Source organism: Bacteroidota bacterium (assembly GCA_020402865.1).
GTDB lineage: Bacteria > Bacteroidota > Bacteroidia > Palsa-965 > Palsa-965.
In genome coordinates, this window is record JADBYT010000016.1 from 1 (window position 1) to 12,710 (window position 12,710).

11 protein-coding genes are annotated in these 12,710 nt (G+C 48.9%); 2 read left to right on the top strand and 9 right to left on the bottom strand.

Annotated features, from left to right (window positions below; translation table 11 throughout):
- Nucleotides 1–341: 341 nt before the first annotated feature.
- Nucleotides 342–998 (bottom strand): metal-dependent transcriptional regulator, encoded by a 657-nt coding sequence (locus IM638_12415; protein MCA6363835.1) that lies wholly within the window; start codon nt 996–998, stop codon nt 342–344.
- 83 nt (nt 999–1,081) lie between these two features.
- Here IM638_12415 and IM638_12420 point away from each other — a divergent pair, with 83 nt between their 5' ends.
- Nucleotides 1,082–3,322 (top strand): TonB-dependent receptor, encoded by a 2,241-nt coding sequence (locus tag IM638_12420; GenBank protein ID MCA6363836.1) that lies wholly within the window; start codon nt 1,082–1,084, stop codon nt 3,320–3,322.
- Between the two features lie 15 nt (nt 3,323–3,337).
- On the opposite strand, the gene IM638_12425 is transcribed toward IM638_12420, so the two are convergent.
- The 8 genes from IM638_12425 to IM638_12460 form a co-directional block, all read right to left on the bottom strand.
- A complete protein-coding gene (locus IM638_12425; protein ID MCA6363837.1) occupies nt 3,338–4,132 on the bottom strand; it encodes a hypothetical protein in 795 nt (264 codons plus the stop codon).
- A 16-nt stretch (nt 4,133–4,148) separates the two neighbouring features.
- The gene (locus tag IM638_12430) at nt 4,149–4,919 is read right to left on the bottom strand and encodes a response regulator (protein ID MCA6363838.1); all 771 of its coding nucleotides are present in this window, start codon (nt 4,917–4,919) and stop codon (nt 4,149–4,151) included.
- Nucleotides 4,916–5,956 carry a histidine kinase gene (locus IM638_12435; protein ID MCA6363839.1) on the bottom strand — a complete coding sequence of 347 codons (1,041 nt, stop codon included), beginning with the start codon at nt 5,954–5,956 and terminating at the stop codon, nt 4,916–4,918. Before IM638_12435 ends, IM638_12430 begins: the two co-directional genes overlap by 4 nt.
- A gap of 451 nt (nt 5,957–6,407) precedes the next feature.
- Nucleotides 6,408–7,097 (bottom strand): hypothetical protein, encoded by a 690-nt coding sequence (locus tag IM638_12440; protein ID MCA6363840.1) that lies wholly within the window; start codon nt 7,095–7,097, stop codon nt 6,408–6,410.
- 65 nt (nt 7,098–7,162) lie between these two features.
- Nucleotides 7,163–8,878, bottom strand: coding sequence for a glycosyltransferase family 39 protein (locus IM638_12445; GenBank protein MCA6363841.1), 1,716 nt, complete (start codon nt 8,876–8,878; stop codon nt 7,163–7,165).
- Nucleotides 8,879–8,889: 11 nt separating this feature from the next.
- On the bottom strand, nt 8,890–10,890 hold the full coding sequence (locus IM638_12450; protein ID MCA6363842.1) for a dehydrogenase E1 component subunit alpha/beta: 2,001 nt from the start codon (nt 10,888–10,890) through the stop codon (nt 8,890–8,892).
- A 185-nt stretch (nt 10,891–11,075) separates the two neighbouring features.
- Entirely contained in the window at nt 11,076–11,330 is a 255-nt protein-coding gene (locus IM638_12455; GenBank protein MCA6363843.1) for a hypothetical protein, read from the bottom strand.
- 153 nt (nt 11,331–11,483) lie between these two features.
- Nucleotides 11,484–11,816 carry a hypothetical protein gene (locus IM638_12460; protein MCA6363844.1) on the bottom strand — a complete coding sequence of 111 codons (333 nt, stop codon included), beginning with the start codon at nt 11,814–11,816 and terminating at the stop codon, nt 11,484–11,486.
- A gap of 144 nt (nt 11,817–11,960) precedes the next feature.
- Between IM638_12460 and IM638_12465 the strand changes: the two genes are divergently transcribed.
- On the top strand, nt 11,961–12,635 hold the full coding sequence (locus IM638_12465; GenBank protein ID MCA6363845.1) for a DUF5011 domain-containing protein: 675 nt from the start codon (nt 11,961–11,963) through the stop codon (nt 12,633–12,635).
- The last annotated feature ends 75 nt before the right edge of the window (nt 12,636–12,710 follow it).

Genomic DNA, 12,710 nt, shown 5'->3' on the forward strand with positions numbered 1-12,710 from the left:
GCACACTGCGGCTTCGATAAGCTCAGCCTCCGTGGGAAACATACGCACACTGCGGCTTCGATAAGCTCAGCCTCCGTGGGAAACATACGCACACTGCGGCTTCGACATGCTCAGCCTCCGTGGGAAACATACGCACACTGCGGCTTCGATAAGCTCAGCCTCCGTGGGAAACATACGCACACTGCGGCTTCGATAAGCTCAGCCTCCGTGGGAAACATACGCACACTGCGGCTTCGGCAGGAATAGTGCCAGGAATACTTTTCGTTGTGTGAAATAAGCCTGGTGGTTCAGCTTGTCGAAACCACCGTATTCAGTTGCTGCAAATGCTGAGGAAATCAACACTACATTTTCTCCACCAGCAATTGCTCACACACTGTTAAACTCAACGTTTCTGCGCTGTGTTTACCATAGCTTACCTGCATGCTTCCGTCAAATGCTTCCACATTTTTTATACGCAGTTGCAGACCAAGCCGTAAATCGCGGTTATTGAGAAACTTCAGAAACTCGGCCGAAGAATGCAGCACCGCGCAAATACGCACTTTATCACCCGTTTTGCACGCACTTAATTTTTCATACACCACCCACTCTATTTTCCCGTTCACGTCCGGAATGGGTGAACCATGCGGATCAGTTTTCGGATGGCCGAGCAACTCATCCATTTTCTCAAAAAACAAGGGCGAATTAATATGCTCTACCTGCTCCGCAATTTCGTGTACCTCTTCCCAGCCAAAACCCATCTTCTCTACCAGAAACATTTCCGTTAAACGGTGCTTTCTGATAATCAGCCCCGCCTCCCGGCGGCCCTTTTCGGTTAAACGCAGCGGCTTGTAACTCTCGTAATGCACTAACTTTTTGGCCGCCAGCTTTTTCATCATGCTGGTAACCGTTGGCATTTTAATGTCGAGACTTTTGCTCAGCTCGTTTACACTTACCTCGCCTTTTTCATTGGCCAGATTAAAGAGGGCTTTGATGTAGTTCTCCTCGGTTTGGGAATTCATTTACCGAAGATAAGTGATTGGCCACGAAAATTAATTTGTTAGACTAATCTAATTTCATACTTTTGTCATACTTATTCATTTGCATGCGTCTGTTCACTTATATCGTTGTATCGTTTACCCTGTGTCCGTTTACTATGGCTGCGCAGCAAATAAGCGGCACAGTAACTGATGCCGAAAACGGTCAGCCATTACCGTGGTGCGCTATCCGCATTTTACACACATCCGCCGGAGCATACTCACAGGCCGATGGTTCTTTCAGTTTGCAGCTGCCCGCCGGAACTCCCGAACCGGCATTCGTAGTGAGCAGGCTCGGCTACATCAACGATACTATTGCCGTATCTCAGCAAAAGCCCAGCTATACCGTTTCATTACGCCGCAACGAGAATACAATGAACACGGTAGTAGTTACAGGCACCCTGAAACCGGTAACGCGCAGCGAGAGTACGGTGGCGGTTGATGTAATTACACCCAAACTTTTTGCACGCAGCGCCGCCGTGTGTTTGTTTGATGCAGCGGGCATGCTCAACGGCGTGCAGCCGCAAGTGAGCTGCAATGTGTGCAATGCCGGCGATTTACGCATAAATGGCATGGAAGGTCCCTACACGCTCGTACTCATAGACGGAATGCCTATTGTGAGTGCCCTTTCGTCGGTGTACGGATTAAACGGTATTCCGGTGAGTCTGATTGAGCGTGTGGAGGTAATGAAAGGTCCGGCCTCCTCGCTTTACGGGAGCGAAGCTATGGGCGGCATCATCAATATCATTACCCGGGACCCTGATTGTGCACCTAAACTCAGCATTGATGTATCGGGCACAAGCTGGCAGGAATTTTCGGGCGATGCGGCGGCTTCGTTTGGTAAAAAAAACGTGCATGCGCTGCTGGGTGTAAATGCATTCAACTACACACGCCCGTATGATCATAATGCCGACGGGTTTATGGATATGACCCTGCAGCAGCGTGTTTCTGTTTTCAACAAATACAGTTTTTCGTTGCGCCGCAACCGCAAGGCCACACTGGCTGCACGTGTGGTGCTTGAAGAACGCAACGGCGGGCAAATGAACTTTACACCTTCGCTACGCGGCTCCGATCAGGTGTATGGCGAAAGTATTTCCACCCGCCGCACCGAGTTGCTGGGCATGTATCCGCTGCACGAAAATCTTATGCTGCAGTTTTCGTTCAACACACATGCACAAAATTCGTGGTACGGCACTACACCTTATTTTGCACAGCAAGCCGTGGGGTTCACGCAACTGGTGTGGCAAAAAAACAAAGGCCGGCATGCCCTGCTCGGCGGTGCAGCGTTGCGCTACACACATTACGACGATAACACGCCAGCCACTTTGGCCGAAAACGGTACACGCAACAGCCCTATGCAAAGCCCGCTGCCCGGACTATTTGCACAAGACGAAATAAGCCTGAACCCAAAGCACCGCATGCTGCTGGGCTGGCGCAGCGATTACGACCGCAATCACGGCTTTGTCCATTCGCCCCGGCTTGCCTGGCGCTGGAAACCAAGCGCATTTACCACCGTACGTCTGGCTGCAGGCACGGGCTATCGTGTGGTTAATCTGTTTGCCGAAGACCATGCCGCACTCAGCGGCGCACGCAATGTAATTATTACCGAAACACTGCGGCCTGAACGTTCAGTCAGTTTCAACGCAAACCTGTACCGGCAGTTTTTTCTCAAACATCTTTCCCTTACGTTTGATGCTTCGGCCTTCTTCACCCGATTCAGCAACAAAATTGTAGCCGATTACGACAGCAACCCAAACGAAATACGTTACGCCAACCTGCGTGGCCACGCCGTTACACAAGGCCTTGCACTCAATGCCGACGCAGAGTTTACGTTTCCGCTCACCCTTTCGGCAGGAATCACATATATGGATGTGGCATTAATTTCTGCCGATTCAACAGGCGCACCCACACGTACACAGCAACTCCACGCCCCGCGCTGGTCGGGCACATTCAACGCAAGCTATGAATTGAAAAAGCTGTTTACAATTGATGTCACAGGCCGCTGGCTTGGGCCCATGCGCCTGCCCGTTTTGCCCAACGACTTCCGTCCCGAATATTCGCCCGCATTTTGTATGCTCAACATACAACTGCGCAAATCCCTGACGCATGGTTTCGAAGTATATGCCGGTGTGCGCAACCTGCTCAACTTCCTGCCGCAAAACCCGATCATGCGTCCGTTCGATCCGTTCGACCGCACGGTGAATGATCCGGTAAATAATCCCAACGGCTACACATTTGACCCTTCCTACACCTACGCGCCGGTGCAGGGCATACGCGGATTTGCAGGTTTAAGGTGGACAATCCGCTGACCAGTTCAATACACCTCATTGTTTGGGCTTTCGTGGTGGCGGAGGTGGTGGTTGTGGTGGCGGCGGATAGCCAATACGTTTTATCGGGGGCGGCTTAATCCAATTGCCATACTTTATGATCCTGGCAGACTGAACAACAGCAAAGGCATCATGCTTATTAAAGACCAGCTCTGCCTCATATAATTTCCGCTTATCCTGATAAACGGTAATACTCATTATACGTGCTGTGGCCGTCTCCTTTACAATTTTAGACGAAGACCATACTTCACTGTTAAGCATCACTTTTCCCATCTCGGCCAGCATCGGTTTATGACGTGTAAACACCGACAGACTATCGAAAAAAACTTGTAAGGAATCTGTTTTATTTTGCTGAATAAGTCCTTCCATATAGCGCACAGACCAAAGCTGAAGGTCTTTTGCTACAGCAGAATCCATAAGCACGTTACAGTAAAAAGACATTATACTGTCTGTAATATACAGGGTATCCGGCCGGCAGTGGCTGTACAGATAATTGATTGTTCCGTAATAAAACTCCTGTTTAAGCCATTTTGTACTTTGCCGGGGATATAATTGTTGAAGATCATAAAGCGCACTCCGGTAGCTTCTGTTAGAAAAGCTGTAATCAATAACCGATGTACTGAAAAAAGTGAAGTGCCATTTTTTCGTATTGTAAATATCGTCGCGGAGTATATCACAATAGTTCCACGCAACCCGCTCAACCAGTGAGTCGGGAATTTGAATATGCTGTTGTGCGCGTGATGAAATAATCAGAGTAAGATGTAAAATGCAAATAATGAAAAGCCTTTTCATTCTGCAATTTAAATATTTACTGATTGAGCCAGGTTTTGAATGCCGAGGCTTTTTCGGCACTCACCACAGCTTCGCGGTGAAAAGGCGGATTGAGCTGCAATTTGAGTTTGCCTTTAAACCACACCTGCACAGCTGTAATTGCTGCATGCGCCACCACAAGCTGACGGTTTACCCGGTAGAAATGCGCAGGATCAAGCTGCTCGCCCAGCTTCTCAAGCGACTCGTCCCACACAAAGCGGCGTCCGTCGCGGAGTTGAACAAACACATTTTTTTCTTCGGCAAAAAAGTAAGCCACATCTTCAACCGTTACCGGATGAAAACGTGATCCTTCGCGCAGGAGAAACTTGCGGCGGTAATTGCCTGCCGGTTCCTGCATAGGCTTCTCTACCGGCTTTATGTGACGCAGCAAGGTCTGAATGGTTTTCTCCGGCGAATTGGTGCGGCGGCGAAGACGCTCCAGCGCACGCTGGATATCATCGCTTTCAATGGGCTTGAGCAGATAATCAACCGCATCGGCACGTATGGCATCCAACGCATAGTTGGCATGAGCCGTGGTGAAAATTATATAAGGCGGATTCTTTAACTGTTCAAGCATCCTGAAACCATCGGTTACCGGCATCGATACGTCAAGAAAAACCACATCAGGCTTAAATGTATTTATACCATCAATACCAGCCACCGCATCGGCAGCCTGACCAACAATTTCCACATCCTGAAAAGCTGTAAGCTGCGCGATAAGTCCTTCGCGAGCCAGTTTCTCATCATCTACAATAAATGCACGTATCATTCTGCGGGTATTCTTATTTCGGTGATTACCTGATTATCTCTGTTGCGTATCATCAATCCTGCTTCCTCTCCAAACATGAGTACCAGACGACGACGTACATTAAGCAAACCTGTTCCCTGCGCATCCTCTTTCACTTCAAACCGGCCGGGATTAATTACGTTTACTTCAAGGTGTTTATTTATCAGTCGGGCAGTAATGCGCAGCTCGCCGCCGTTTATTTGCTGTGCTATACCATGTTTTATGGCATTTTCTACAAGTGTTTGCAAAAGCATGGGCGGCACAGAAACACTCTTCACAGCCGGATCAATATCCGTATGCAGAATCAGCCGTTCCTCATAACGCATTTTTTCCAGTGCCAGATAATCTTCAATCAGGCTCCATTCATCAGCAAACGGAATCAGACTTTCTTCCTGTGAGTCGAGCGTGCGTCGCAACAAACGCGAAAGCCTGCCTATAGCTTTTCGCGCCTGCTCCGGATCCTTACCCGTGAGTGTGGAAATACTGTTGAGCGCGTTGAACAGAAAATGCGCATTCAGCTGGCTCCGCAACGACCGGTTCTGCTGCTCACGCACGTGCATCTGCAAATTCACACGTGCTACCTCATACCTGCGCATACGCTGTTGATACACATACAACAGATAAATGGCAAACCACGGCAACAGATTTTTTACTACGTGCAAATAATAATCGTAAAAAACCCATCCCGAAAACGCCCGATGCCGAAGGCGCTCAAACGTCCAGTTATCAAGCGGTACATTGAGCAAAGCTACCGGCAGGGCCACTAAAAGCACCAGAAACAGCACCAGCAATGACAGGCTACGCAAACGCAACTGCAACGCTCCGGTAATCACCAGAATTAGCCGGCATGCATCGGTAAGCATTACATACAAACCTATATTGATACATGCATTTATCCACATTCTCAGCGTAATTGGCTGATCACGTGTATATACTAGTAACTCCAGAAAGAAAAAAACTGACCAGGCAGTCACCTGAAGTAACCAATACCACTGTCTGGCTGATAGGTTTCTAAACATACACGACTGTTTCAAGGTCTTTTAAACAGCCACGCTATGCCTGGGGAACAAAGCTGACTGTTACATGAAAAGTCGCAGGGTTTGCAAATATAACTGCACAGACAATTGAAAAAACACCAATCCGCATTTCGGCTTCAGATATATATTTATATGCGGTTTCCTTAACTCCGTCAGCGCATTGCGCATACACAAATTCATGTAGTTCAATACAGGTAAGCGTTATGTGCAAACAGGTAATTCCAAACACCAATTGCCCGACAATTGACTTTATTTATCAATACTGTTAAACAATGCGCACAGGAACGGTAATGCTAGATGGTATAAGCTAACAGGCTTGACAATTTACAAGCCCTTGCCGGAATTTCAATTCCTGTCGTGAGTAAAGTTTACCACTCATTCGAAAACTGCACGTGCCGGTGTGAAGCTGCATGCGTGAATTCATAACGTTTGGTCAGTTCAACGCATCCTCCCAGCGCTGCATAAAACCTTCATCGGCCGTTATGCATCCTGTTATACGATACTTCGACAATTCCAGCACTGCCGACTCTTCTGCCCGCTCTTTCACCACCTGCCACGGATATGCGCCCGACGAATGCACAAAACTCACCTCGCCGTTTTCGCACACCAAAAAGCCCACGTGCGTATCAAGCCCTACAATGTAGGCGTTGTTGCCTTTGGCTTTTATGGCTTTCACAAAATCCTTGAGCGGAATGCGGCTGAAACGGCGAATGTTTTTTTCGGCCACCAGCTTTTTAATAATCTGTTCCGAAGCCTGCTGCGCCAGCGTTACCCGTTGCAGCGGCACACCACAATCGCGCAGCACGGTGGTTACAAAATAACCGCAGGCAATCTTACCTTTTCCAGGTACTTCAGTGGTTCCATGAAATCCCCACTTTGTGCCTTCCCAGTATTGAAAAATATCATGTGAAATAGCCCGCCGTAAGATCTTTCGGCGCAGTTCATCGCTGCCTTTACGGGCATTTTGCTTTACAGTATCGCAGGCAGCGCGGTATTCAGATTCGGTAAATGATTTTGAAGGTGTGGAAACAACGGCCTTGCGCAAAGGTGTAAACCAAAGCACACCAGCCAGCACGGCAAGCAACACGATAAACCAAAACAGCAACCGGCCTGTTCGTTTCATACAGTTCTAAAATACGATAAATCAGAAAGGATATTGTGCCGGAGAAAATTTACCCCGTGGTGTGTTCACTCCGCAGAATAATTGCGTTTTCCCACTTCAAGCAGGTAACGCGTGCGGGTTACACGGCTTCTTTCTTCGGGTACGAAGAACTGTAGCTTCAGAAACTGCACCGGAAAATCGGTCAGAACTTGCAGCTGCTGAATGGCATAACCGGCATCTTTCAATTCGTTTACACCTTCTTCGTCGGTGTAAATCCAGATTGTTTTTTGTGCACTAAGAGTTGAGTCGAACTGATTGGCATAAATATAATTTACCGCAAAACCACTGTACGCATCGCCCGGAAACTGAAACAAATCATGATAGTAGAAATAGCGTTGTTGTGTGATACCCATTGCGGCAATTTTCTTTCCCGCCTGTGCGGTAGTCTGGTAGGAAAGAAGATGCGGATAAAAATGCACATTAGCTGTAAAATAACCGGCCAGCATGGCACACAACAGCGGATAAAGTAATTTGGCACCAGGCTCAGTAAGTTTCCATACCATAACAGCACCGGCAATAAGCCATAGTAATGCAATGGAAATGGTGAGCCACGAAGCATCGGGAAAACTATAGAAAAGTAACAATACAACAAGAGTGGCCAGTGCAATATAAAAAATTATGTGCAGCACTATGGATGCGTAAAGAATTATACGTTTGCGCGGCAAAAACACATCATGCACAAAAAAGCGCGCAGCCATAAGTGCCGCAAACGGGAATGTAATATAGATGTAATGCGGCAGTTTATACTTTGAGGCCGACATGGCCAGAAACACCAGCACAAAGCCGCCATACGAAAGCATTTCGGGTACATAGCCCGGTTTGCAACGACTGCGTATGAGTTTAAGCGTGGTTTTAATTAACGCCCCCAGCACAAGCAGAGCCCACGGAAAAAAAGCCCAGAGAAAGGTATGTGTGAAAAAGAACGGCCCGGCACCGTTGTCGAATTTAGTTCCCCAGTCGCTCTCGCCGGTAATGCGGCCGAAGCTCTGTGTCCAGAAATAAAACTTAAGCCCCGAAACGCCCGTGCTCCCGTTTACCACCTTTTCGGGATGCAGATCAAACTGCTGGTAAAGACCAATACACATGGGCGTAAGCAGCAGCGCCACAATAGCCAGTCCGGGCAGCCATTGCCAGCGCACAAAGTTTTTCCATTGCCGTTTGTAGGCAAACTCGCTGCTCAGTGCAAGTGCCGGAATAACCAGCCCCAGCGGCCCTTTAGTGAGCATGGCCGCAGCCACACCGGCAAAACCGGCCACCAGACTAAGCCAGCGTTTTGTTTTGAGAAACAATATCAACTGCCACACCGCAAAACTCACCGAGCCCAGCAAAATAGTGTCGGTACGAATGTCATTGGTAATGATAAACACACCCAGACAAGAGCCCAGCATGAGTCCGGCTACCAGTCCTGTTTTGCGGTCGTAAAGCAACTGCCCCAGCTTTACTGTTGAATAAATGGCCAGCAACGCAAACAGAAACGAAGGAAATTTATACGCCCAGTTGCTTACGCCGAAAATTTTAAAGCTCAGCGCCGAAGCCCAGAACAGCAGCGGCGGCTTGTCGAGATAATCATGCCCGCGATCTTTGATGTGCAGCCAGTTATCAGAGCTCAGTAAATCGCGCGAGATGCCGAAGTACTGCGCTGCATCCACGTCCATCACATCCACCGGCAAAGCCGCAGCAAACACCAGCACAAAGGCGGCAATGAACAGGATGAGGTGACGGGGATTCAGTTCGAGGCTCATGAGCGTGGCAGCTACCAGGCGTGAAGTTGCAGAAGTTTTTCTTCAAAGCGCTGCTGCGGCAGGAAATTCTGCTCCAGCTCGGCTGCAAAAGGCACCGGCGTATCAAGGCTGGCCACACGCATTACCGGCGCATCAAGCACATCAAAACAATGTTCGCTGATGAGCGCCGAAAGCTCGCCGCCAATGCCGCCTGTAAGTGTGTCTTCGTGCAGAATAAGTGCCTTACCTGTTTTACGCACGCTTTCAAACACCGTAGCTGTATCAATAGGAAGCAGTGTGCGCAGATCAATTACATCGGCGCTTATTTCAGGGTGTTTTTTCAACGCGTCGAGCGCCCAGTGTACGCCATAGCCGTAGGTAATAATGCTTAGCTGCGTCCCCTCGGCTACGCGCGCGGCCTTGCCAATTTCTACTGTATAATAATCATCCGGCACTTGTGCTGAGATACTGCGGTAAAGCGCCTTGTGCTCGAAAAACATCACCGGGTTGGGATCATCAAACGCCGCCAGCAGCAGCCCTTTTGCATCGTGCGGGTTCGACGGATAAACGATTTTCAGTCCGGGCACGTGAAAAAACCATGCTTCGTTTGACTGAGAGTGGAAAGGGCCTGCGGCCACACCGGCCCCTGTGGGCATGCGCACCACCACATCGGCATTTTGTCCCCAGCGCCAGTGAATTTTGGCCAGGTTGTTTACAATCTGGTTAAAGCCTTCGGTCACAAAATCAGCAAACTGCATTTCCATCATGGCTTTCATACCACTGATGGAAAGTCCAAGCGCCGTTCCCACAATGGCCGATTCGCAAAGCGGTGTGTTGCGCACGCGGTCTTTGCCAAATTCCTGCACAAAGCCGTCGGTAATTTTAAACACGCCGCCGTATTCGGCAATATCCTGCCCCATCAGTACCAGATTGGGGTGCTTTTTCATGGCGGTTTTCAAGCCGTCGGAAATGGCGTCGATAAAACGTTTTTCGCTTGAGGCATTTGTGGCGGGCATTACAGCTTCACCATTGTGCGGGGCAAACAAATCGCGGTACTCGCGGGCAGTATCGGCTGTCGGACGCGGCTCGGCAAACGCCGTTTCGAGGCCCTGGTCAATTTCGGCTTTTATCGCTGCACGGATTTCCTCGCGCAGGTTTTCGTTCAGAATACCGGTGCCGGTGAGCCAGCTTTCGTAGTTGGTTACCGGATCTTTCACGCTCCACGTATCCTGCAGTCCGGCCGGATAATACTTGGTGCCCGAAGCTTCCTCGTGGCCGCGCATACGGAAGGTTACACACTCCAGCAGCACCGGACGCGGGTTACGGCGTATATCTTCGGCAATGCGGCGCACGGTGTGGTAAACCTCAAGTACATTGTTACCGTCAACCTGCACCGCTTCCATGCCGTAGCCAATGCCTTTATCAATAAACTGCTTGCAGCGGAACTGCTCCGACGAAGGTGTGGAAAGTCCCCACTGGTTGTTTTCGATGGCAAAAATAACGGGCAGTTCCCACACGGCAGCCGTGTTCAGTGCCTCATGAAAATCGCCCTCGCTGGCGCCGCCGTCGCCGGTAAATACCAGTGTGCAGTGATTTTCTTTTTTGAGTTTGTGTGCAAGTGCAATACCGTCGGCAATACCCAGCTGCGGGCCGAGGTGCGAGATCATGCCCACGATGTTATAGTCTTTTGCCCCAAAGTGAAAGGAGCGGTCGCGGCCTTTGGTAAAGCCGTTTTCCTTACCCTGAAACTGCGAGAAAAGCCGGTTGAGCGGAATACCGCGCGAAGTGAAAACACCCAGGTTGCGGTGCATGGGTAAAATATATTCCGCAGGCAGCATAGCCATAGCCGCTCCCACCGAAGTCCCTTCCTGCCCGAAACCTGAAAACCATTTTGAAATGCGCCCCTGACGAAGCAGCACAAGCATTTTTTCTTCTATCATGCGCGGCTTTATCAGCGCCTTGTAAAGGGTAAGCAACTCGTCGTTGCTTAGTGTTTCACGTTCAAAACGAACCGGTGTTTGAGCAGTAATCATGCAAATTGTTTAAGCGTGGCAAAATTACGGGTTTTGTCGGGCAAAGGGCATGTGCAAATGAAATTGGCATGAAATAAAAAGCGCCGAAACCCGGAGGAATCAGCGCATCAAAGCCACAATATGGCAAAATACGAAACAAAAAAAGGGAGCGCAACCCGCTCCCCTCTCACTTCGAAAAAAGAAGATTACTTCTTCTTACCAGCGTTAGCGATTGAATCAGCGATGCGGGCAGAATCAGCTTTAGCTTGATCAGCAGCCATTTTAGCAGCGTTAGCAATAGAATCAGCAGCTTTAGCAGAATCCATTTTAGCTTGCTCTTTCATCATTGAATCAACTTTGGCAAGTGAATCAGCGAGTTTTTTTGCAGCGTCAGCTGCACCACTGCAAGAAGCGAGAGAGATCATAGCGGCAACTGCAGCGAAGGCGAAAACCTTTTTCATTTTGGTTGTTGTTGGTTGTTTTGGTTAAAACTGGCGCAAAGATATAGCGTTTTTTCTTTCACTCGCAAGTTTTGGTACTTTTTTTTAACACATAATCAACAATAAAGGCAAACCCGTAAGGATTTGCCTTTATTATTAGCTTTTGGAGGCTGATTAGTTGCCACCACGCTTACCACCAACTTTCGGCGGGGGAGCGGTGGTGGGAGCCGGTTTCGCCTTGGGCTTGCTGGTGCCTTTCTTGGCATTAGCAATTGAATCAGCCATGCGGGCTGAATCAGCTTTAGCTTGTTCAGCAACAGCTTTCATTGAATCAGCCATGCGGATTGAATCAGCAGTAGCTTTTTCTTTAGCTGCGATAGCAGCAAGAGAATCAGCGTTACGGATTGAATCCTGACGTGCTTTTTCTTTGGCAGCTTCGTCGCCACCGCCGCAAGCTGCGAAGGCAGTCATGGCTGCGGCAGCTGCAAAAAAGAGAACTTTTTTCATTTTGGGTTGTGATAGTTGGTTAACCGGGTGCAAAAGTAGAATTATTTTAACACACACAAAAATTTTTGTGATTTTAACAATACTGACTACTTTTGCACGAACTTTGTTTGGACTTCACCAAAACCAACTAATTTTCATTCACTCATGAAAAAGCAATTTTTTGCCCTGGCTGCCGTAGCAATGATCGCCGGCACCGTAACCTTCACCTCTTGCGCCAAAGAAGACACTGTGGCTCCTGTAATCACCGTAACCGGCGGTAACAGCATCACCCAGAACCTTCCTGCTACTGCTGGTGCAGGTACCTGGACTAACCCCACTGTAACTGCTACCGACGACGAGGATGGTGAAATCACCGCTATCAACGTATCTGGCACCGTGAACCCGAACCTGGCTGGCACCTACACCCTCACCTACACCTGCTCTGATGCTGCCGGCAACATGGCTACTGAAACCGTAACCGTAAATATCGTTAACGAAGCTCAGTTCTTCGACGGTGCTTACAACTCTGACGATACCTGTCAGGTGTCATGGGTTGCTCCCTACACCAACGACATTACCGTTTCAACCTCAGTGAACAAAGAAATGGTAATCAACAACTTCGGTGGTTTCAACAGCGCCAGCCTCAACCTTAACATCAACGCTGTTATGGGTTCTGGCACCACTTTCACTGTTCCTGTACCCCAAACAATTGGTACACTTGGTTCACTGATTGCTGTTAACGGTACTTTCACCCAGACTCCCGTAAGCATCACCATGATCTACACATGGAACGATGGTTCTGCTAATGAGACCTGTACCTCAACCATGAACCACCAGTAATCGGTTCTGCATGATTTTCAAAGAGGCTGCCCGAAAAGGCAGCCTCTTTCTTTTTCCCTTTCCCCTATCTTTGCC

Excerpts from the sequence above, each read along its gene's own strand:
- IM638_12460 (MCA6363844.1), bottom strand. The coding sequence starts at position 11,816 with ATGAAAAAAGTTCTCTTTTTTGCAGCTGCCGCAGCCATGACTGCCTTC.
- IM638_12455 (MCA6363843.1), bottom strand. The coding sequence starts at position 11,330 with ATGAAAAAGGTTTTCGCCTTCGCTGCAGTTGCCGCTATGATCTCTCTC.
- IM638_12430 (MCA6363838.1), bottom strand. The coding sequence starts at position 4,919 with ATGATACGTGCATTTATTGTAGATGATGAGAAACTGGCTCGCGAAGGA.
- IM638_12440 (MCA6363840.1), bottom strand. The coding sequence starts at position 7,097 with ATGAAACGAACAGGCCGGTTGCTGTTTTGGTTTATCGTGTTGCTTGCC.
- IM638_12415 (MCA6363835.1), bottom strand. The coding sequence starts at position 998 with ATGAATTCCCAAACCGAGGAGAACTACATCAAAGCCCTCTTTAATCTG.
- IM638_12420 (MCA6363836.1), top strand. The coding sequence starts at position 1,082 with ATGCGTCTGTTCACTTATATCGTTGTATCGTTTACCCTGTGTCCGTTT.
- IM638_12425 (MCA6363837.1), bottom strand. The coding sequence starts at position 4,132 with ATGAAAAGGCTTTTCATTATTTGCATTTTACATCTTACTCTGATTATT.
- IM638_12445 (MCA6363841.1), bottom strand. The coding sequence starts at position 8,878 with ATGAGCCTCGAACTGAATCCCCGTCACCTCATCCTGTTCATTGCCGCC.
- IM638_12435 (MCA6363839.1), bottom strand. The coding sequence starts at position 5,956 with ATGTTTAGAAACCTATCAGCCAGACAGTGGTATTGGTTACTTCAGGTG.
- IM638_12465 (MCA6363845.1), top strand. The coding sequence starts at position 11,961 with ATGAAAAAGCAATTTTTTGCCCTGGCTGCCGTAGCAATGATCGCCGGC.
- IM638_12450 (MCA6363842.1), bottom strand. The coding sequence starts at position 10,890 with ATGATTACTGCTCAAACACCGGTTCGTTTTGAACGTGAAACACTAAGC.